Source organism: Nitratidesulfovibrio sp. 1201_IL3209 (assembly GCF_036763125.1).
Classification (GTDB): Bacteria; Desulfobacterota; Desulfovibrionia; order Desulfovibrionales; family Desulfovibrionaceae; genus Cupidesulfovibrio.
In genome coordinates this window covers 1-20,477 of sequence record NZ_JBAIYT010000011.1, presented here as the reverse complement: position 1 = coordinate 20,477, position 20,477 = coordinate 1, and the positions used below count along the sequence as shown (strand labels likewise).

Below are 20,477 nucleotides of genomic sequence, written 5' to 3'. Positions count from 1 at the left end.
CCCAGGGATGACGAAACACTGCGCGCCGGGGTGTTTGCGACGCGCCTCACGCGGGCGTAGCCCTGTCAGGAATCACTGTCAACAAGCCGGAACAGAAATCCCTGTGGACTCCCTGCAAGAGCTTTCTTCATGGGTGCTTATCGGCAGAACGCCAGGCAGGACTTTAGCCGGGAAACGTGATTTTCCGGTGACGATCCGCATCGCTCGCAGGAATGCCGCCCGGGCCCGACAGGAGGGGGAAGGAAGAAGAACGTCAGCAATCAGGGCCGACCCTGAAAAACGCGGGCGCCGCAAATCGCCCGCGCCGTCCTTGGTCCGGCCGTCCGTCGGGCTACGCCCCGCGGCGCTCCCACAGCTTCATGTCGCGCATCTTCTTGCGACGTTCGCGCTGCAGCGACTTGCAGACCAGGGGAGTGCCCTTCTTGTAGCCGCACTTCTCGCGGTACGTTTCGGGGGTGAAGCCGTGCGTGGCCAGATGCTTCTTGGTCAGGATCTTGAACGACTTGCCGCACTCGCAGCAGGTGATGGACTTTTCCTTGATGGCCTTCTTGGGGTCCATGCCGACGCCATCGCCGCTTTCGGGCAGCGCACCACCTTCGCTCAGGGTCCGGATGCCCTCCGCAAGGCGCCGGACCATGGTGGTGATCTCGTCTTCGGTCATGGTCCGGACACTGGCCTGAGCCTTCACGATGTCCAGAGCCTCCTTCAGATAACTCTCCGTCATTGCCGCTCCTTTGATGTTTCATGGACATGAGGCGTGCACGATACTCGTTCCGAACCTACGACAATCCTTCCTTCGCGGTCAACCACAATCGGATGCGGCCGCATGCGGCGCGGCGAACCGCATATCGGAGCCCGACAGCGATGCACGCACGCCCCGGATGATGCAGAGTACTCGCTGACGCAGTGGCAAGCGCAACCTTGCGACATGCACGATTGCCCGCACGAATGGGCCGGGGCGAACCACGGGGGCGTTGCGCTCGCCGCGCGCCATGCGGCATGCCCGTTGCGGCGGCGCGGCCTCCATGCGGACGGCCACTGTTGTGCGTCACGCCGGATATCCGCGTCGCGGCGGCGCCCCGCGCCCCGCACCCTGTGGACCTTCGCCGCCAAAGCCCGTACCATGCGGCAAACCCATCGGGAGCCCCGCATGAAGTACATCATCTTCGAGGACTTTTCCGGCCACCCCGTGCCGTTCATCTTTCCGCACCGGGTGGACCACGCGGACATGCGCGAACAACTGCCCTACACGCGCGTGCTGTCCGCGGGCTACGTGGACATGGTGGACGGCGCGTTCCGCTGCCACGGCGGCGCGCCGGAGTTGCAGGTTTCGGCCCGGGCCGGGGATGCGGCCATCATCGCCGCCAAATTCGCACCCCGCCTGCCCGGCGAGGCCGACATCGCATGACCCGCCCGGCGGCGCCCCACGCGGCACCCGCATCCCGGTCCACGCACCAGTCCGGACCCCAGTCCGGGCACCTGCCCGTCCTTGTGGTGGCGGGCACCCACAGCGGCTGCGGCAAGACCACGGCCACGCTGGCCCTGCTGGCCGCCCTGACCCGGCGCGGCCTGCGCGTGCAGCCCCTGAAGGCCGGGCCGGACTACATCGACCCCGGCCTGCACGCCGCCGTCACCGGTCGGCCGGGCTGGAACCTGGACGGCTGGATGTGCGGGCCGGAGGGGGTGCGCCGCTCGTTCGCCCGCGCCACCCGCGCGGCGGAGCCGGACGCATCGCCGCTGTCCGCTTCGCCCGGCGACGCCCCCCGCATCGCCGTCATCGAAGGCGTCATGGGCCTGTTCGACGGCGCATCGGCCGAAGGGGGGCAGGGCTCCACGGCGGAAGTGGCCGCCCTGCTGGACGCCCCGGTGCTGCTGGTGGCCGACGTGCGCGGCATGTCGCGTTCGGTGGCGGCGCTGGTGGCGGGCTACACCCGGTTCGACCCGGCCCTGCGCTTTGCCGGGGTGGTCTGCAACCGGGTGGGCGGCCCCGGCCACCGCGACCTTTTGCGCGGGGCGCTGGCCGCCCACTGCCCGGACGTGCCCCTGCTGGGCCTGCTGGCCCGCGACGAAACCCTGGCCCTGCCCTCGCGCCATCTGGGACTGGCCCAGGCGCACGAGCACCACTGGGCGCACCTGTCCGCCCGGCTGGCCGACTGGTTCGAGGCCGGGCTGGCCGCAGCCGGGCAAAATCTGGACGACCTGCTGGCCCGCTGCGCGGCCATGGCCCCCCAAAGCCCACGGCCCGCCGTGCCCGCCATCGACCAAGGCAGGCCGGAAGACCTGGCGACGCCCGCGTCCAAGCCCGTCGCCCCCCCGCCTGTCACCGCCACGCACCTGGCCGAAGGCGCGCCGCGCCGCGTGCGCGTGGGCATCGCCCGCGACGCGGCCTTCTCGTTCCTGTACCCGGAAAACCTGTTCCTGCTGGAGGCATCCGGGGCCGAGCCGGTGTTCTTCTCGCCGCTGGACGACGCGGAACTGCCCCCCGGCCTCGGCGGGCTGCTGCTGCCCGGCGGCTACCCGGAACTGCACGCCGCGCGCCTGGCCGCCAACGGCCCCATGCTGGACGCCGTGCGCGCGTTCGCCGCGCCGGGCCGCCCGGTGCACGGCGAATGCGGCGGGTTCATGTATCTGATGCGCTCCATCATCGATGCGGCGGGCGTCCGCCATGCCATGACCGGCTGCCTGCCCGCCCGCTGCCGCATGGACGGGCGGCTGCGCTCCCTGGGCTACCGCGAGGCGCACACCCTGCACCCGTCCCCCTTCGGCCCGGGGGGCACGGTGCTGCGCGGCCACGAATTCCACTATTCGCACCTGGACCCCGTACCATCCATCGTCGCCCCGCAAGGAGACGCCGCGTCCGGCGCAGCCCGTCCCGCTCCCGCGCTGTGGACCCTGCGCGACCGCAACGGCGCGCCCCTGGGGCCGGAAGGGCTGCGCGCGGGATCCGTGTCCGGCTCGTACGTGCACCTGCATTTCGGCTCCAACCCCGATGCGGCGCGCGCCTTCGTGGCCGCCTGCGCCGCCCCCGGAGACATCGCATGCCCCTGACGCCAGACCCCGCCCGCCCGCCCGCCGCATCCCCGAACGCCATGCACCCGGACGCCCCCCGTTCCGCCGACGCGGACCCGCGCCTGCAACCGGCCTTCACCCCGGACGCCATAGAAGCCCGCTCCTTCGCCATCATCGACGAGGAGGCCGGAGAGCCCAAGCCCTTCGCGGGCCGGGCCTGGGAGATCGCGCGGCGGCTGGTGCACACCTGCGCCGACTTCGACATCCTGCCCCACCTGCACCTGCCGGACGCAGCCATCGAGGCCGGGGTGGCCGCCCTTGTCCGGGGCTGCGCCATCTACACCGACACGGAAATGGCCCGCGCGGGCATGCCCCTGCGCCGTCTCACCCCGCTGGGCTGCACCGTGGCCTGCCTGCACGCCCTGCCCGGCACGGCGGAACGCGCGAGCGAGCGGGGCACCACCCGCGCCCGCGCGGCCATGGAACTGGCCGGGGACCGGCTGGGCGGGGCCATCGTGGCCGTGGGCAACGCCCCCACCGCGCTGCTGGCCCTGCTGGACCATCTGGCGGCGGGCGGCCCGCCCCCGGCGCTGGTGGTGGCCATGCCGGTGGGCTTCGTCAATGCGGCGGAATCCAAGGAGCTGTTTCTGGAACAGGCGGCCGCGCTGGCCCGCTGCGGTCCGCAGGGGCTGCCCTGTCTGGCCCTGCGCGGCCGCAAGGGCGGCTCGCCCCTGGCCGCCGCCACCGTCAACGCCCTGGCGGAACTGGCCCTGCGCATGAAAGATTGACGGCACGCCCGCGCCCCCTCCCCTCGCGTCTCCGTCCCGCGTCCCCCGGCATACCAGGCCGCACCGCGCGCGAAGCCCCAACCATTCCGCCCGAACCATTCCACCCGGACCACGCCGCTTCGAATTCGAAACAACCGGGGGTCCACGCCTCACGTTCTTGCGCAACGGGCACACCCTTTGCTATTCTGGTCGACAGGCATTCCGCTCCCTCGCCGGAGCGACGCCACACCGCGCCGGCCCAGCCGGTCCAACAAGGAATCTGCATGACCCACGATCCACGCCTTGAGGGCGACGCGCACTCGGCTGCCGACACCGGCGAAGCTCCTTCGTCCGCGCCCGGCGCATCCGACGTGCCCGCCCCCGCCGTCACCGACGTTTCCGGCACCCCCGACGTTTCCGTCGCCCCCGAATCCCCGGCCACCGAAGCTGCTCCCACCGAAGGCGCTCCCGCCGAAATTTCCGCTGCCGCCCCCACGCCGGAGCCCCCCGTGGCTCCCGTGGCCGACGCCGCCCTTGGCGCATCCCCTGATGCATCCGCCGACACTTCCCCCGACGCTTTCCCCGAAGCTTCCGACGACGAGGAAGACCCGGCCCTGCGCCTTGCCGCGGAGATCACCCGCATCGACGAGCCCGAGGACGCGCTGCCCCCGGTGACTCTCACCGACCTGCCCCCCGTGGTGCAGGAGGCCGCCGCCCGCGCCGGGTGGACCAACCTGATGCCGGTGCAGACCCGCGCCCTGCCGTACATCTTCGCCAAACGCGACCTGATGGTGCAGTCGCGCACGGGCAGCGGCAAGACCGGGGCCTTCCTGCTGCCGCTCATCGAACGCCTTTCCCCCGACGAAGCCGCCGTGCAGGCCCTGATCCTGGTGCCCACGCGAGAACTGGCCCTGCAGGTGGAATACGAGGCCCGCGTGCTGTTCCAGGGCACGGGCCTGAACGTGGCCGCCGTGTACGGGGGCGTGGGCTACGGCAAGCAGATGGACGCCCTGCGCGAGGGCGCGCACCTGGTGGTGGGCACCCCCGGCCGCGTGCTGGACCACCTGCTGCGCCGCACCATGAACCTGGACCGCATCCGGGTGCTGGTGTTCGACGAGGCCGACCGCATGCTGTCCATCGGCTTCTACCCGGACATGAAGGAAATCCAGCGCTACCTGCCCAAGCGCCGCATTTCCGCCTACCTCTTCTCGGCCACCTACCCGCCCCACGTGCTGAACCTGGCGGGCGAATTCCTGAGCGAACCGCGCATGCTCAGCCTGAGCCACCAGCAGGTGCACGTGGCCCAGACGCAGCACCTGTATTGCGAAGCCAGGCCCATGGACAAGGACCGGGCGCTGGTGCGCATCATCGAGTCCGAAAATCCCACGGCGGCCATCATCTTCTGCAACACCAAGGCCAACGTGCACTACGTGACGGCGGTATTGCAGGGCTTCGGCTACAACGCCGACGAGCTTTCGGCCGATCTTACCCAGGCCAAGCGCGAGCAGGTGCTGGGCAACCTGCGCAAGGGCGGGGTGCGCTTTCTGGTGGCCACCGACGTGGCCGCGCGCGGCATCGACATTCCCGACCTTTCGCACGTGATCCTGTACGAGCCGCCGGAAGACCGCGAATCGTACATCCACCGCGCCGGGCGCACCGGCCGCGCCGGTTCGGCGGGCACGGTGATCTCGCTGGTGGACATCATCCAGAAGCTGGAATTGCAGCGCATCGCCAAGCACTACAAGATCGACATCCAGCACCGGCCCACGCCCGACGACGAGTCGGTGGCGCGCATCGCCGGCGATCGGCTGACCGCCCTGCTGGAGGCGCGCCTGCGCGCCCGCACCGGGCTGGAACGCGAACGGCAGCAGCGCTTCGCGCCGCTGGCCCGCGCCCTGGCCGGTGACGACGAGCAGCTTTCGCTGCTGGCCATGCTGCTGGACCAGTACTACCAGGAAAGCCTGCACGCGGCCCCGCCCATGCCCGCCACGGCCCCGGCGCCCCGCGCCGAACGGCGCCGCGAGGAACGACGGGACGAGCGCCGGGACGACAGGCGTGACGAACGGCGCGATGAGCGCGACGGACGCCGCCGCGACCGGGACCGTCGGGATGACCGCCGGGACGATCGGCGCGACGACAAACGCGATGAACGGCGTGATGACCGGCGCGATGAACGCGACGGGCGCGATGCCCGTCCCCAGCCCGTGGCCGGGGACGTCGAGGCCGCCACGGACGATGCCGCCCGCGCAGAGGGCGCGGAACAGCGCACGGAACAGCGCGAGGACGGGCAGGCCCCCCGCGAGGGACGCCGCCGGTCGCGGCGCGGCCGTGGCCGCAAGCGCCGCCGCGAGGCCGAGGCCCTCGCCGCGCAGGAAGGCGCACCGGACACTGGCGCTCCGGAATATCCGGATGACGGAATGGACGACGATGGGGCGGACGACGGCCTGACCGGCACCCCGGACACGGCCGTGGCCGCCGCTCCGGAAGCGCCCAGGCAGCCCCGCGAACCACGGACGCCCAAGGCCGCCGCTCCCGCCGCAGCGGACGCCGACGCCGCCGGGGCGGGAGACGCCCCCACCGAAAAGTCTGTCACTGACAAGCCCGTCCCTGACACGCTCGCCACTGACAAGCCCGGCAGGGCCAAACCCGCGCGCCCGGCCCGGGGCAAGGCCGCCGGCCGTGCCGCCAAGGCCGATGCCGAAAAGGCCGACGCGGCTACCCCCGATGCCGCGCCTGCCGATGCCGAGGCAGGGTCCGACGACGACGCCGAAGCCAAGCCCGCGCGCGGCGCGCGGCGCGGCAGGGGCAAGGGCGGCAAGGCCGAGCCCGCCAAGCCCGAAAAGGGCAAGGCCGCACCCCGTGGCAAGACCCCCGACGAGGATGATGACGACGGCATGCCCCTGCTGCTGGAAGACTACCTGAGCGAGGACGACGACCGTCTGGACGACGTGCGCGCCTCCTCGGCGGCGGTGGGCAGCGTGTTCGGCCAGCGGCTGCCCACCGGGACCAGGGCGCAGGCCCCGTCCAGGGGCAAGGCCGCCGCCAAGGGCAAGGCGGCCCCCAAATCGGCCCCGGTACAGCCCGTGCTGACCGATGCGCTGGGTGGCGGCGACGACCTTGACGACGGTCTGGACGACGAGTTCGATGACGCAGCCGACGGGCACGGCCCCGAGGACGCCGCCCCCGGCAACGCGGCCACGCCCGCCAAGCGCCGCAGGCGCCGCCGCCGCAAGAAGCCCGCCGGGGCGGCCCCCGAAGGCGAGAACCATGCGGACGGCGAGGGCCATACGGATGGCGCGGCACACCACGCGGAGGCCGACGCCGAATGAGCGCCGGTCCACTGCCGGGCATGAACGCATCGCCCGCCTATACCATCGACGAAGTGCTGGACAACTTCGCCGCCCTGCTCGATTCCTTCGACTTCACGCCGGAAATCGACGCCATGGGCATCGGCCGCATGCAGTTCCTGCGGCGCAAGCGCGCGCTGCAGGACCTGCGGGCCCTGTTCATCGCCCTGTGGCGGCTGGCCCTGCGCAGATCGTTTCCGGACGACTTCGAGGTGATCTTCGAGACGTTCCTGGAACGCTTCCAGCAGGCCCCGCCGCGCAACGCCGCCCGCAAGGAGGCGGCCGCGCTGGCGGAAAAGGTGCGCGCCTACGTGGACATGCTGGAACACAAGGGCGACGCCGACTTCTCCGAGGCGGCCCACCACCTGGTCTCGCTGCTCTCGCTGGGCGACGCCGAGGCCAAGGCCCTGCGCCTGCGCCTGGCCCTGCACATCCGCTCCACGTATAAGCTGATTTTCGACAAACTGATCTAGGGGTCATTTCCAAATCGTCTTTTCCCTCTGAAATACCAACACAAAAATAAATGGGAGGAACCGCGAGGTCCCTCCCATTTTCATTTCCAAGGGATACATCACTTATCACGTCAGGTTCGGATACCCCGCGCTGGCTGCCGACAGGGGGGGCCGTCACGAGCAGGAATTTTGTTCTCTGCCAAGGAAGAACAGTTTTTTATGGAGGGAGTGTACTCTTCTCGTACTCGACCGAAATAAAACACTGTTCTGACGCAGGCAGAGGGCAAAAGGACGCTCGTGACGGCCCCCCCCTAGAATTGCCAGCCAGCGGAAAGCCCAAGGAGCTGCGCATCCCCGTCGTGGAAGCGCACGTCGTAGATGCCGTTCCTGCCCTCCACCTCGCCGTCGCGCCCCTTGATCCACAAATAGGTGTACGAAACGTCCACCCGCCACGGGCCGTCGTGCAGGCCCACGCCCAGGCTGTACAACTGGCGGTCGTTGGCGGGCACCAGAAAGTCGAGGCGGTCGGGATTCACGGGCTCGCAGTCGTAGACGTACCCCGCGCGCAGGTCCACCATGTCGGTCAGGCGGTATTCCACGCCGATGCCCAGGCGCCACACGTCGCGCCATTCGGTGGTTTTCAGGCTTTCCGTCACGCCGGGGGCCAGTGCGTCGTCATAGCGGATGCGCAGTTCGTCGTAGCTGCTCCAGAAGGTGCGCGTCACGTCCACGGCCACGCTCCAGCGGTCGTCCGGCTCCCACGCCACGCCCATGCGCACCTCGCCGGGCAGGGTCACGGAGCCTTCGGCGCCGGTATCCCTGAACCAGGTGGACGGTACGGGCGCGCCGTTCCTGTCGAAGGTGGCGCGGCCTTCCAGGTCCTGCTTGATGGGCGTGCGGAAGCTGGCGCCCAGGGCCACGCTGTCCGTGGCCTTCCACCACAGGCCGCCGTTCAGGCCGAAGCCGGTGGAATCACCCTTGACCCGGCCGTCGATGTCGGTGGCGCCCACGGTGGTGGCCTGCCGCTGGTCGTATTCGAACCACATGGCCTCGACGCCCAGGCCCAAGGCCAGGTTGCCGTTGCGCACGCCCAGCACCGGGTTCACCGACATGGACTGGATGTTCACCGAGCGCAGGTCGTTGCGGCCCACCCAGCCGGAGGGATACTCCGTGCCCAGGCCGAAGCGCGAGAAGGTGCCCACGCCCAGGAACAGGTTGTCGTTGATCTGGGTGGTGGCGTAGGCGTGCGGAATGGTCCACATGTTGGATTCCGCATCGGTGGTGTGGCCGTTGACGTCCACGGACACCTGCGGCGCCACCACGGTGGCCCCGGCCAGGGCCTGGGTGCCCTCCAGCCGGGTGACCAGGGCGGGGTTGAAGGCGATGGACGAAGGGTCGGCGCGGCGGGCCGTCATGGCTCCGCCCAGCGCGTTGCCCCGGGCGCTGAATTCGTACATGGCGAAGCCCGCTGCTTCGGCAAAAGGAGCCCATGCCGCGACGCAGAGCATCGCGGCCAGAAGAACACGGAACACATTGCCTCCGATATGCATGCGGCCGGAAATGGCCGTGCGACAACCCGGCGCGCACGCCGCCCGAAACCGGGCAACGTTCCCTCGCGCGCCAATGGCGGACGGCTGCTGGCCGCCCTTGTCCACATCGTGCAGTGCCGAGCGGCAACATGTAGAAACATTTGTGCCTGATGGCAAGAAAGAAGGCCGCACGGCACGCACCGGGGAAGGGCGCAGGAACGGGAAACGCCGCGCTTGCGGCGCGGCGTCGATAAAAAGCGAAGGCAGGGGACGGCACGCCCTACGTGGTCACGTGGCGCTGCTCCACGGGCAGCCGCAGGGTGAACACCGTGCCCCGGTCCGGTTCCGAATCCACGGTGAAGGTGCCGCCGTGGTTGGTGGTGATGATGAAGTACGACACCGAAAGGCCAAGGCCGGTGCCCTCGCCCACGCTCTTGGTGGTGAAGAACGGCTCGAACACCCTGCGCCGCACGTCCTCTTCCATGCCGGGGCCGTTGTCGGCCACGTCGATGCGCAGCATGCCGCCCTCGCGCCGCAGGGTCACGGAAATGCGCGGCGGGTCGGGCCGTTCGCCGCGCAGGTGCATGGCCTGGGCGGCGTTCTTGAACAGGTTCAGCAGCACCTGCTCGATTTCGGTGGGCATGCACGGCAGGTCGGGCAGGTCGGGCGCGAAGTCGCGCACGATGTCGATGTGCCGGAAGTCGTACTTCTTCTTCAGGTCGTAGTCGTTGGCCGCCAGTTCCAGGGTGCGGTCCACCAGGTACGGCAGCGACACCCGCTGCCAGCGCGATTCGCTGCGGCGGCTGAATTCCAGCATGTTGGAGACGATGTTGGCCGCGCGGTTGCCCGACTCGCGGATGCCGTCCAGAAAACGCAGGATGCCCCGGCGGTCCAGGTAGCTCCGGATGGAGTCCATGGAACAGCCCGACTCTTCCGCGGCCACCACGTTGGGGGCAAACTCCGGGTCCAGCCTGCGCTGGATGTTCTGCGCCCCCTGCAGGATCCCCCCCAGGGGGTTGTTGATCTCGTGCGCCATGCCCGCCGCAAGGCCGCCCACCGACAGCATCTTCTCGGTCTGCACCATCATCTCCTCGATGCGGATGCGACCGGTGATGTCGTCCAGGCGCACCACCGCGCCGAAGCTGCCCCGCGACACCACGGGATAGATGACGATGTCGAAATACCGGGTCACCCCGGGGCCGGGCACCGGGGTCTTGTCCAGCGAGATGGTGCCGCCCTCGGCGATGGAGCGGCGGATTTCGTCCAGCAGAAAGCCGAAGTCGGGCAGGGCCTCGCCCACGGGGTTGCCCAGCACCGCGTCGCGCGGCTGGCCGGTGACCCGCTCTGCCGTGCGGTTCCACAGGGTGATGCTGCCGGACTGGTCCACCCCCACGATGATCGAGGGCATGGCGTTCAGGATGTTGTCGAGGTTGTTCTTGGCCTCGCGCAGTTCCTGTTCCACTTCCTTGCGGGTGGTGATGTCGGTGTGGGCCCCGGCCATGCGCACGGGCACGCCGTTGACGTCCCACAGGGCCGCGCCGCGCCCCAGGATCCAGCGGTAACTGTCGTCCTTGTGGCGCATGCGGTATTCCACCTGAAACTCGGGCACGCGCCGGGCAAGATAGTCGTCGTGGCCGCGCAGCACGAGGTCCACGTCGTCCGGGTGGATCCGCTCTTTCCACTCCTCGACCCGGTTGGGCAGTTCGTGGTCCTCGTAGCCCACGATGGATTTCCAGCGCGGCGAGAAATAGACGGTGTTGGTGACGAGGTCCCAGTCCCAGATGCCGTCGCTGGTGCCGCCCACCACCAGGGCGTAGCGCTCCTCGCTGGCGCGCAGGGCCAGTTCGGTCTGGCGGCGGTTGTGGATCTCGTCCTGGAGCTTGGTGTTGATGGCGTGCAGTTCGTTCTCGCGCTGCTCCACCTGGCTGCACATGCGCGAGAAGTTTTCCGCGATCTGGGCCAGTTCGGCATGGGCGATGGAGCCCATGTCGTAGGCGAAGTCGCCCCGGGCGATCTGGTCCATGCCCGATTGCAGCGCTTCCAGCGGGCGGCGCAGGAACACCCGCAGCAGCACCCCGGTGGAGGCCAGCAGCACCACCAGCACGCTGCCCATGATCAGGGCGCTGGCCTTCAGCAACCGCTCCAGGCTGCGCCGGTATTCCTGCAGGGTGACCACCATGGACACCCGGCCGATGGTCTCGGACTCGAAGCGCACGGCCCGCTCGCGGAACACGGTGGCGTCGGGGTCGGTGCCCTTGCGCACCCGGAACAGGGTGTTGCCCTGGGCGTCCTCGATGTGGATTTCGTTGATCAGTTCGTACTGCGCGAACACCGAGCCGATCTGGTCCATGGTGCGCGCGTCGAAGTTCCACATGGGAATGGACAGGATGTCGGCCAGGCGGGTGATGTATTCGTCGGCCTTGCGGTCCACCTCGTGCAGCATGTCGCGCGAAATCTGCACGTAGACGAACGAGAACAGCGCCGCCACAACCACCAGCACCATCACCACGAGGCTCACGGTAAGGTCGCGCGACAGCGAACGCCCCTTGATGATGTCCGGGACGGAGAGTCCTTTGCTGGCGGTGGTGTTGCTCATGCGGGCGTCATGTCCCCGTCGCCTGTCTGGAAGCACCGCGCGGCGCGTCGGGCTTCCGGTTTACGACAACGTACACGATGCGCCATGCGATGGAAAGAGCGGGGGCGACGCGGCGCGATGGAAATGCGGGCGGCGCGGCCTGCGCGCGCCGCCCCCGCGCCCGTCACCTTGACTCGCCGGGGGTTCTGGGCAAAGTTGTGGCGGCCCCGCGACCGGCACGGCTCCGGCCAGCCCGGCCAGCCCGGCCAGTTGGACCGGCGAACCGACCGGACCGGCCGAATCAGCAGGACCAGCCGGACAGGCCAGACAGACAGGCCGGGCATGCACGGCCTCTGGCCCGCGCCGCCGCTTCCCGCCGCCACTTCCCCCGCATCTGGAGGACGACATATGGGTTTCTTCAGCGCCATCAAGAAATTGTGGACGCCCCGCGAGGCGGACGCGCCCAAGGCCCCGCCCGGAACCCCGGAAGCCGGGGCGCAGGCCGAGGCCGCTCCGGCCCCGGAAGCGGCTGCGCCCGGCGCACCCGAAGTACCCGGTACACCCGGCGTGCCCGGCGCACAGGACGCCCCGTGGCGGGCCGAGCTGGCCCGCGCCCTGCGCCAGTCCGAGCCGCGCCTTTCGGTGTGGCTGGGCCACGTGCTGGCGGGTGTGGACGAAGCGGGCGACGTACTGTGGGAACGGCTGCGCTTCCTGTTCGCCGCGCTGGAAACCCCGGACGCCGAGGCCGAGGCCTTCATGGCGGACTTCCGGCGCTGGCTCTCCGCCATGGACTACCGCCACGTAGGCGACTTCCGCTCCGAACTGCAATACCGGCTGGCCCTGGCCCTTGACCTGGAGGACGAGGAGGACGAGCGCAACCGCCTGTTCCTGAAGCTGACCGAGGGCCTCGCCCGCACGCGCGAGCAGATCACCGGCCGCATCGACGCCCTGCTGGCCTCGCACGGCCGCATCGACGCCAGGTTCTGGGAAGAACTGGAAGAAATCCTGATCATGGCCGACGTGGGCTTCGAGCCCGCCATGCAGCTTGTGGGCCGCCTGAAGGAACGCGCCCGCAAGGCCGGCACCGACGACCCGGCCGCCTTCCGCGACCTGCTGCGCGCAGAATTGCAGGACATCTTCCGCGCGCCGCGCCGCATCGCCGCCGTGACCCCGCCCGAGGTGGTGCTGATGATCGGCGTCAACGGCGTGGGCAAGACCACCACCATCGCCAAGCTGGCCCACCGCGCCCGCATGCAGGGCAAGAAGGTGCTCATCGCCGCGGCGGACACCTTCCGGGCGGCGGCCATCGAACAGCTGGAAGTGTGGGCCAGGCGCGTGGGGGCCGACTTCCACGCCAAGACCGCCGGGTCCGACCCGGCCGCCGTGGCCTTCGAGGCCATGGACGTGGCCCTGGCGGGCGGCTACGACATCGTGTTCGTGGACACGGCGGGCCGCCTGCACACCAAGGTCAACCTGATGGAAGAACTGCACAAGATCCGCCGGATACTCGAACGCAAGCACCCCGGCGCGCCGCACCGCTCCATCCTGGTCATCGACGCCACCACCGGCCAGAACGCCCTGTCGCAGACCAAGCTGTTCAACGAGGCCTGCGGGGTGGACGAAATCGTGCTGACCAAGCTGGACGGCACGGCCAAGGGCGGCATCGTGGTGGCCGTGGCCATGCAGTTCGGCATCCCCATCACCTTCGTGGGCCTTGGGGAAAAGATGGAAGACCTGCGCCCCTTCGACGGCGGCGACTTCGCCCTGGCCCTGCTGGGCGTGGGCCGCGAGGAAGGCCGGCCCGACGCCGAACAGGACGCCGGACAGGACGCCGAATAGGGCCGACGCCGGACGGCCCGAGCAGTCTGGACAGCCCGGACACCTCAGACGGGGACCGCCTGCCGCCCGCCCGTCAGGTGACGGCGGGCCGGAAACCGGCTATGCCAGCGGCACGGGGCGGTGCATTCCGGCCCGTATTCCGCGCCAGCCGCGCCCCTTCCCCCAGTGCTCCCGCCAGGAGGACACCCGCATGACCGCAGCCCTGCATCCCTCCCCGCCCGCTCCATCAGTCCCGCTGCTGCGCCGCATGGTCGCCAGCCTGCGCGACCCGGTCAGCGGCCTTACCCACTGCATCGGCGCGCTGCTGGCCGTGCTGGGCACGGTGCTGCTGGTGGTGCGCGCGGCCTCGCCCCTGCTGCCCTGGCACGTGGTGACCTTTTCCGTCTTCGGGGTGTCCATGGTGCTGCTGTACACGGCCAGCACCCTGTACCACTGGCTGCCGCTGCGGGAACGGGGCGTGCGCCTGATGCGCCGCGTGGACCATTCCATGATCTTCGTCTACATCGCGGCCACCTACACGCCCATCTGCCTCATCCCGCTGCGCGGGCCGTGGGGCTGGTCGCTGTTCGGCTGCGTGTGGGCGGTGGCCGTGGCGGGCATCTTCACCAAGGTGTTCTGGCTGCACGCGCCGCGCCGGGTGTCCACGGGCATCTACCTGGGCATGGGCTGGATGGCCTTGGCGGGCATCTACCCGCTGGTCATGAACCTGCAAGCCGGGGCGCTGGCCTGGCTGGTGGCGGGCGGCGCGTTCTATTCGGTGGGCGCGGTGATCTACGCGCTGAAGCGCCCCAACCGCTTCCGGCACTTCGGCTTCCACGAGATCTTCCACCTGTTCGTGATGGCGGGCAGCTTCTGCCACTTCGTGGTCATGTATTCCTACGTCAGCGTGCTGTAACCGCCCGCGCGGAACACGGCCGCAACGTCCCGTCCCCTCGACATTTCCCGAAACGAAACGGGGAGGCCCGCCCATCGGCGCGCCTCCCCGTCTGATTTCACGGCCCGTGCGTTGACGCTGCTACAGCGTATAATCGATGGCCTTGCGGCTGGCCACGATCTTCTTGATGAAGTCCACGCACTTCACGTGCTCGGGGTGTTCGGCGTAGGCCTTCAGCCCTTCGGCGTCGTCGTGGGTGGACACCAGGATGATCTGCACCGGCTCGGTGGTGGTGCCGAGGAAGGTGGTGCTCACCTCCAGCCCCTTCAGGCTGGGGATCCTGCCCATGAGCGGGTCGAGCATGGCCTTCATCCTGGCGGCGTTCTCGGCGGCGGAGGCGCCTTCGGCCTCGTCCTTCAGGGTCCACCAGACGATATGCTTGAGCATGGGAAACCTCGTGCGGCGTTGGGGTTTGGATGGTCCATCCGGTATGCGACACGACGGGCTGCGTGGTCAACCGGTGCAGGCATATCCGTCCGCTGGGGCGGCTGCCGCAGCCTGCGAAAGCGCGAACCGTCACGACCCGCCACGCCCTCCCCCGAACCTGCGTTCCCGGTACAGGCATGCGCACGCCCGGCCACTGCAACGGCCTGTCGCACCCTGTCCCGCCGCTCCCTTCCGTGACGTTACGGCGACACGCCGCGTTCCCCGCCCCCTGCCGCGTCGCATGGGATTGCGGCAAACCCGGCTTTGCCGTACATCCGTGAAGTCTCACATGAAGGAGCTTGCATGGAGTTGCAGACGCTTACCCTCAGGCGGGTGCTGGAGCGCAGCGCCGAACTGTTCGCGGACCAGCCCGCGCTGTCGCAGATCGGCGGCACGCCGATAACCTTCCGCGAACTGCTCGAACATGCCACCACGGTGTCCGCCCTGCTGGCGGAACAGGGCGTGGCGCGCGGCGACCGGGTGGCCATCCTTTCGGAAAGCATGCCCAACTGGGGTATCGCCTATTTCGCCATCACCGCCATGGGCGCCATTGCCGTGCCCATCCTGCCGGAATTCCACGCGGACGCCGTGCACCACATCATCCGCCATTCGGAAGCCAAGGTGGTGTTCGTCTCCGAGCGATTGTTCCCCAAGCTGGAGGACGGCCAGTTCGACACCCCGCCGGAACTCATCCAGATAGAAAATTTCCACCCCGTGCAGCAGGGCGTCACGCGCGACAAGCTGCGCGAATTGAAGGAGCGCGGCCTGCGCGAATTCCGCAGGCTGCGCGACAAGGCCATGCGCCTCACCCATCTGGCCCCCGAGGAGCCGGGCGAGGACGACGTGGCGGCCATCATCTACACCTCGGGCACCACCGGCCACTCCAAGGGCGTGGTGCTGACCCACCGCAACATCGTGTGGGACGCCGACGCGGTGAAAAGCATCGTGCGCATCGCCCCCGGCGACCGCATGCTGTCCATCCTGCCCCTGTCGCACACCTACGAATGTACCCTGGGCCTGGTGCTGCCGGTGCTCAACGGCGCGCACGTGCACTACATGGACAAGCCGCCCACGGCGCGCGCCCTGCTGCCCGCCCTGGCCCAGGTGCGGCCCACGGCCATGCTGTCGGTGCCGCTGGTCATCGAGAAGATCTTCAAGTCCGCCGTCCTGCCCAAGTTCACCGACACCTGGCTGAAGCGGCGGCTGTACGGCCTGCCCTTCGTGCGGCGCAAGCTGCACGCCATGGCGGGCAAGAGGCTGTTGCAGACCTTCGGCGGGGCGCTGCGCATCTTCTGCATCGGCGGGGCGGCCATCGCGCCTGATGTGGAGCGCTTCCTGCGCGAGGCGGGCTTTCCCTACGCCATCGGCTACGGCCTTACAGAGACGTCTCCCCTTGTGGCGGGCTGCGGCCCGGCCGACACCCGGCTGACCGCCACCGGCTGGCCCCTGACCGGGGTGGAGGTGCGCATCGACGCGCCCGACCCGGCCACCGGCGAGGGCGAAATACTGGTGCGCGGCCCCAACGTGATGCGCGAGTACGCCAAGGCCCCGGAAATCACCGCGTCCGTGTTCACCGAGGACGGCTGGTTCCGCACCGGCGACCTCGGCAAGTTCGACCGCGACGGCTACCTGTACATCAAGGGGCGGTTGAAGAACGTCATTGTGGGGCCCAGCGGCGAGAACATCTACCCCGAAGAAGTGGAGGCGATCATCCAGCAGTCGCCGTACGTGCTGGAATCGCTGGTGTTCCAGCTGGACGGACGGCTGGCGGCGCGCATCCACCTGGACTACGCGCGGCTGGACGAGGAATTCGGCGGGCTGCCCGCCGCCAAGGCCCGCGACAAGGTGGCGGCCCTGCTGGAAGAACTGCGCAACGACGTGAACACCAAGGTGTCCACCTTCGCGCGGCTGCACAAGGTCATCGAACAGACCGAGCCCTTCGAGAAGACGCCCACCCACAAGATCAAGCGCTACCTGTACGTGGAGCAGTAGGCGGGCGAACCCTCCGGCGACGCGGGCCATGCCCGGCCACGTCCCAAATATCTGGCCGGGACAGCCGGCCGGGACATCCGGCGGGACATCCGGCGGGACATCCACGGGGTGCGCCGGGCGGTCAAATTTCTTGGCCGCCCCGGAGGGCCGGGGAGGACCGGTTCAACTTCCTGCACGCGGGACGCGCCCATGGCGGAATACGCAGACAGCCAACACATCTTGTGATATCACGATATTGCATGTTGCCCTCCTTGCAAACGAGGCGTTGGCACGCCCCATGCAGGAACAGAGACATCCTTCCTTTCTTTGCATGACGCAGAAATCGGCTTGCGGGCGGTCCGCAAGCCGTTCTGCGTTTTGGGCTCCCGCGCCCGTAAGTACCCGCTTTCCAAGCCGCGCGCTCTGCGATATCCGTCAATCTGACGGACACACTCTGCCCGCGCCCCGCGCGGTACCTCCGGCCACACCATGGGTTTCTTCCGCAGCGGAAAGCCTCGCGCCTCCGCCTCCCCCATTGTCGCCCCCGCCCCCAAGGCTGGCGCCGCGCCCAACCGGCCGCACCACGGCCCGGCCGATGGCGTGCGCCCCGCCGGGAGCGGCCCAAATGGCAGCCCCCCGGACAGTGCCGCTCAGGGCGGTTCCGCCCATGCGGCATGGGCTGACACGGCGCTGGCCCGGCGCTTCGCCCATGTGGACCTGACCCATCCGCTGCTGGCCGAACTTGCGCGCTGGGCCCGTACGCGCCTGCTGCGCGACGTGGAAGCCGCCGCCCGGCGCGATCCCCGGCCCGGTGCCCGCCGCCCGGCAGATGGCGTGCCCGCCGGGCTTTCGGGCGGACGTTCCGTGGCGGCCCGGCCGGAAGCCCCCTCGCTGGCCGCGCTGCTGGCCCGCCGCCCGGCCCTGACCACCCCGCCCGAGGTCGTCCAGCGCCTGAGCGAACTGGTCACATCGGATGACGCCACCCCCGACGACGTGGCCCGCGTCATCCAGCACGACACCTACCTGACCGCCGCCGTGCTGCGCATCGCCAACAGCCCCCTGCACGCCCCGCTGGTGCCGGTGGAAACCGTGCAGCGCGCCGTGATGATGCTGGGCATGCGCCAGATTCTCAGCCTGGTCACCGCCGCCTCGCTGATGCGCCTGATGACCCCGCGCGACGTGGCGGCCCGGCGCACCTTCTGGCGGCACGCGGCGTGCGCGGCCACGGCGGCCCGGGCGCTGGCCGTGGCCTGCGGCGGCGCCGACCCCGGCAGGGCGTTCGTGGCGGGCATGCTGCACGACATCGGCCACCTGCTGCTGATGGGCAACCTTCCGGACCTTGCCGCCCAGGTCGCGCGCCGCGCCCTGGACGGGGCCATGCCCATCCAGGTGGCTGAACGCGAACTGCTGGGCTACGACCATTGCGACATCGGGCGCCGCCTGCTGGACGCCTGGCGGCTGGGCGACGCCGTGGCCGAGGCGGCGGAACAACACCACGGCCCGGATGCCCGCAACTGGTCCGACCTCAGCCTGTACGTGCACCTGGGCGACTTCATCGCCGTGGCCCTGGGCAACCACATGCCCGGCGACGAATTGCTGCGCCAGCCCGCGCACGGCGCGCTGGACCGGGTGAAGCTGACCCCGGCGGACTTCTCCTCGCTGGTGGGGCACGTGCTGGCCGACACCGAGGCCATGGAGCAGGCCCTCTTTGGCGACGCCACGGCCTGACGGAACCGGCGGCCCCGCCCGCGCGTAGCAAGCCCTTCTACCTGCGTGCCGCCACCCGCATGGCCGCCTCCACACGGGCCTGCGGCCCCACCAGCACCGCCCCGGCCAGCAGGCCCGCCAGCAGCCCCCAGAACGACGAGCCTACGCCCAGCAGGCTCACCCCGGACACGGTGACCAAAAAAGTGATGACGGCGCTTTCACGGTGCACCGGGTCTTCCGTGGCCTGGGTCAGTCCGCCCAGAAAGGCGCCCAGCAGGGCCAAGCCGGACACCACGGCCACCAGCGCCTGCGGCAGGGCCGTGAACAGCCCCACCAGCGTGGCCCCAAAGGTGCCCACCAGCAGGTAGAACCCGCCGCAGAAGACGCCCGCCCAGTAGCGCCGCGCCGGGTCCGCATGGGCTTCCGGCCCGGTGCAGATGGCGGCGGTGATGGCCGCAAGGTTCACCCCGTGCGAGCCGAACGGGGCCAGCAGGGTGGAGGCCACGCCCGTCCAGGTCACCAGCGGGCTGCCGGGGGTGTCGTAGCCGGATGCGCGCATGACCCCGAGGCCCGTGGCGTTCTGCCCGGCCATGGCCACCACGAACAGCGGCACGCCAAGCCCCAGCAGCGCCCCCATGCTGAAGTGGGGCATGGTCAGCACCGGCACGGCGGGCGCGGCGCTCACCGCGCCGAACGAAAGCTGCCCGGTGACCCCGGCCACCACAAGGCCCGCCAGCAGCGGCAACAGCACGGCATAGCGCGGGGCCAGGCGGCGGGCCGCCAGCCACACCAGCAGCATGGGGGCCACCAGCAGCGGCGCGGCCTGCAACCGGGTGAACACGTCCACGCAGAACCGGAACAGGATGCCCGCCAGCATGGCCGACACCACGGCCTTGGGAATGCGGTCCATGAACGCGGCGAACAGCCCGGTGACCCCGAACACGGTGATGGCCACGCCCACGGCGATGAACGCGCCGATGGCCTCGGGGTAGCTGTACGCGGTCCACCCGGTGGCCAGCAGCGCCGCGCCGGGGGTGGACCACGCGGTGATCACCGGCACGCGGTACCACAGGCTGAGCCCGATGCCGGTCAGCCCGCCGCCCACGGAAATGGCCCAGATCCAGCTGGACAACTGGGCCTGGGTCAGCTGCGCGGCCTCGGCGGCCTGGAACATCAGCGCGGCGGGCCCAGCGTAGGAGACGATGACCGCAACCAGCCCCGCCACAAGGGCCGAGAGCGACGATTCGGACAGGAGGCGCTTCAGCATATGCGAACCTCTCACATGCAGGGCCGCGGAAACGGCCGGAAACGGGCGTGAGGCCCCGGTGCTAGCACCGCCGCTGTGGCAGCGTCAAGACAACGCACGCAGGCCCCGATGTTCTCACATCGGGGCCTTGCGCGCTAAAGCGGGGGTGGGAGCGTGCGGTCGCGCGTCTCCCGGAAAGAAAAAGTGCTGGCATCGGCCTACTTTCCCACGCACGAATACGCAGTATCATCGGCGATGGAGGGCTTAACTTCCGAGTTCGGAATGGGATCGGGTGTACCCCCTCCTCCATGGATGCCAGCACAAGATTCTGGTCACCGTCCGGGAAGGCTGGCTATTGTGCGCCGCCACGTCGGCCGGGACCGAAAGTTGTAATCAAACAGGGTGGAAAGGAAGTGTGAGGAAGAAAACAAGGCGCACGGGCTATTAGTACTGGTCAGCTGAGCGCGTCGCCGCGCGTACACCTCCAGCCTATCGACCGGGTTGTCTACCCGGGCCCTTCAGCTCCGAAGAGAGGGAGACCTTATCTTGAGGCAGGCTTCCCGCTTAGATGCTTTCAGCGGTTATCCCTTCCGCACATAGCTACCCTGCTGTGCCACTGGCGTGACAACAGGACCACCAGGGGTGCGTCCATCCCGGTCCTCTCGTACTAGGGAC

At 69.6% G+C, this 20,477-nt stretch carries 13 protein-coding genes, 2 rRNA genes and 1 pseudogene; 9 read left to right on the top strand and 7 right to left on the bottom strand.

Annotated features, from left to right (window positions below; all coding sequences use genetic code 11):
• Positions 1 to 331: 331 nt before the first annotated feature.
• Positions 332 to 724, bottom strand: coding sequence for a MucR family transcriptional regulator (locus V6B97_RS07225; protein ID WP_333505823.1), 393 nt, complete (start codon positions 722 to 724; stop codon positions 332 to 334).
• Between the two features lie 426 nt (positions 725 to 1,150).
• On the opposite strand from V6B97_RS07225, the gene V6B97_RS07220 reads away from it, so the two are divergent.
• From V6B97_RS07220 to V6B97_RS07200, 5 genes and pseudogenes are all read left to right on the top strand, one after another.
• Positions 1,151 to 1,408, top strand: coding sequence for a hypothetical protein (locus tag V6B97_RS07220; protein ID WP_333505822.1), 258 nt, complete (start codon positions 1,151 to 1,153; stop codon positions 1,406 to 1,408).
• Positions 1,405 to 3,048, top strand: a complete 1,644-nt coding sequence (locus tag V6B97_RS07215; RefSeq protein ID WP_333505821.1) for a cobyrinate a,c-diamide synthase — start codon at positions 1,405 to 1,407, stop codon at positions 3,046 to 3,048. The genes V6B97_RS07220 and V6B97_RS07215 overlap by 4 nt, the downstream gene beginning before the upstream one ends.
• Positions 3,039 to 3,797: a precorrin-8X methylmutase gene (locus V6B97_RS07210; protein WP_333505820.1), complete on the top strand. Its 759-nt coding sequence runs from the start codon at positions 3,039 to 3,041 to the stop codon at positions 3,795 to 3,797. The genes V6B97_RS07215 and V6B97_RS07210 overlap by 10 nt, the downstream gene beginning before the upstream one ends.
• A 593-nt stretch (positions 3,798 to 4,390) precedes the next feature.
• Positions 4,391 to 5,752 (top strand): annotated as a pseudogene (locus tag V6B97_RS17415) (DEAD/DEAH box helicase); the annotation flags it as partial.
• A 1,349-nt stretch (positions 5,753 to 7,101) separates the two neighbouring features.
• Positions 7,102 to 7,596 (top strand): hypothetical protein, encoded by a 495-nt coding sequence (locus V6B97_RS07200; protein WP_333505818.1) that lies wholly within the window; start codon positions 7,102 to 7,104, stop codon positions 7,594 to 7,596.
• Between the two features lie 290 nt (positions 7,597 to 7,886).
• On the opposite strand, the gene V6B97_RS07195 is transcribed toward V6B97_RS07200, so the two are convergent.
• The gene (locus V6B97_RS07195; protein WP_333505888.1) at positions 7,887 to 9,083 is read right to left on the bottom strand and encodes an OmpP1/FadL family transporter; all 1,197 of its coding nucleotides are present in this window, start codon (positions 9,081 to 9,083) and stop codon (positions 7,887 to 7,889) included.
• A 301-nt stretch (positions 9,084 to 9,384) separates the two neighbouring features.
• Entirely contained in the window at positions 9,385 to 11,700 is a 2,316-nt protein-coding gene (locus V6B97_RS07190) for an ATP-binding protein (RefSeq protein ID WP_333505817.1), read from the bottom strand.
• 387 nt (positions 11,701 to 12,087) lie between these two features.
• Between V6B97_RS07190 and ftsY the strand changes: the two genes are divergently transcribed.
• Both ftsY and trhA read left to right on the top strand, forming a co-directional pair.
• Positions 12,088 to 13,518, top strand: a complete 1,431-nt coding sequence (gene ftsY, locus V6B97_RS07185) for a signal recognition particle-docking protein FtsY (protein WP_333505816.1) — start codon at positions 12,088 to 12,090, stop codon at positions 13,516 to 13,518.
• A gap of 247 nt (positions 13,519 to 13,765) precedes the next feature.
• Complete coding sequence (gene trhA / locus V6B97_RS07180; protein WP_333505887.1) at positions 13,766 to 14,413, top strand: PAQR family membrane homeostasis protein TrhA; 648 nt, start codon at positions 13,766 to 13,768, stop codon at positions 14,411 to 14,413.
• A gap of 120 nt (positions 14,414 to 14,533) precedes the next feature.
• Here the strand turns inward: trhA and V6B97_RS07175 are convergent, their stop codons facing one another.
• Positions 14,534 to 14,839 carry a Dabb family protein gene (locus tag V6B97_RS07175; protein ID WP_333505815.1) on the bottom strand — a complete coding sequence of 102 codons (306 nt, stop codon included), beginning with the start codon at positions 14,837 to 14,839 and terminating at the stop codon, positions 14,534 to 14,536.
• Positions 14,840 to 15,181: 342 nt separating this feature from the next.
• On the opposite strand from V6B97_RS07175, the gene V6B97_RS07170 reads away from it, so the two are divergent.
• The gene (locus V6B97_RS07170; protein WP_333505814.1) at positions 15,182 to 16,870 is read left to right on the top strand and encodes a long-chain fatty acid--CoA ligase; all 1,689 of its coding nucleotides are present in this window, start codon (positions 15,182 to 15,184) and stop codon (positions 16,868 to 16,870) included.
• A gap of 468 nt (positions 16,871 to 17,338) precedes the next feature.
• Positions 17,339 to 18,577: an HDOD domain-containing protein gene (locus tag V6B97_RS07165; protein WP_333505813.1), complete on the top strand. Its 1,239-nt coding sequence runs from the start codon at positions 17,339 to 17,341 to the stop codon at positions 18,575 to 18,577.
• A gap of 37 nt (positions 18,578 to 18,614) precedes the next feature.
• On the opposite strand, the gene V6B97_RS07160 is transcribed toward V6B97_RS07165, so the two are convergent.
• The 3 genes from V6B97_RS07160 to V6B97_RS07150 form a co-directional block, all read right to left on the bottom strand.
• Entirely contained in the window at positions 18,615 to 19,823 is a 1,209-nt protein-coding gene (locus V6B97_RS07160) for a benzoate/H(+) symporter BenE family transporter (protein ID WP_333505812.1), read from the bottom strand.
• A gap of 184 nt (positions 19,824 to 20,007) precedes the next feature.
• Positions 20,008 to 20,122, bottom strand: a 5S ribosomal RNA gene (rrf, locus tag V6B97_RS07155).
• A 103-nt stretch (positions 20,123 to 20,225) separates the two neighbouring features.
• Positions 20,226 to 20,477, bottom strand: a 23S ribosomal RNA gene (locus tag V6B97_RS07150); the annotation flags it as partial.

Excerpts from the sequence above, each read along its gene's own strand:
- V6B97_RS07225 (WP_333505823.1), bottom strand. The coding sequence starts at position 724 with ATGACGGAGAGTTATCTGAAGGAGGCTCTGGACATCGTGAAGGCTCAG.
- V6B97_RS07220 (WP_333505822.1), top strand. The coding sequence starts at position 1,151 with ATGAAGTACATCATCTTCGAGGACTTTTCCGGCCACCCCGTGCCGTTC.
- V6B97_RS07215 (WP_333505821.1), top strand. The coding sequence starts at position 1,405 with ATGACCCGCCCGGCGGCGCCCCACGCGGCACCCGCATCCCGGTCCACG.
- V6B97_RS07210 (WP_333505820.1), top strand. The coding sequence starts at position 3,039 with ATGCCCCTGACGCCAGACCCCGCCCGCCCGCCCGCCGCATCCCCGAAC.
- V6B97_RS07200 (WP_333505818.1), top strand. The coding sequence starts at position 7,102 with ATGAGCGCCGGTCCACTGCCGGGCATGAACGCATCGCCCGCCTATACC.
- V6B97_RS07195 (WP_333505888.1), bottom strand. The coding sequence starts at position 9,083 with ATGCTCTGCGTCGCGGCATGGGCTCCTTTTGCCGAAGCAGCGGGCTTC.
- V6B97_RS07190 (WP_333505817.1), bottom strand. The coding sequence starts at position 11,700 with ATGAGCAACACCACCGCCAGCAAAGGACTCTCCGTCCCGGACATCATC.
- ftsY (WP_333505816.1), top strand. The coding sequence starts at position 12,088 with ATGGGTTTCTTCAGCGCCATCAAGAAATTGTGGACGCCCCGCGAGGCG.
- trhA (WP_333505887.1), top strand. The coding sequence starts at position 13,766 with ATGGTCGCCAGCCTGCGCGACCCGGTCAGCGGCCTTACCCACTGCATC.
- V6B97_RS07175 (WP_333505815.1), bottom strand. The coding sequence starts at position 14,839 with ATGCTCAAGCATATCGTCTGGTGGACCCTGAAGGACGAGGCCGAAGGC.
- V6B97_RS07170 (WP_333505814.1), top strand. The coding sequence starts at position 15,182 with ATGGAGTTGCAGACGCTTACCCTCAGGCGGGTGCTGGAGCGCAGCGCC.
- V6B97_RS07165 (WP_333505813.1), top strand. The coding sequence starts at position 17,339 with ATGGGTTTCTTCCGCAGCGGAAAGCCTCGCGCCTCCGCCTCCCCCATT.
- V6B97_RS07160 (WP_333505812.1), bottom strand. The coding sequence starts at position 19,823 with ATGCTGAAGCGCCTCCTGTCCGAATCGTCGCTCTCGGCCCTTGTGGCG.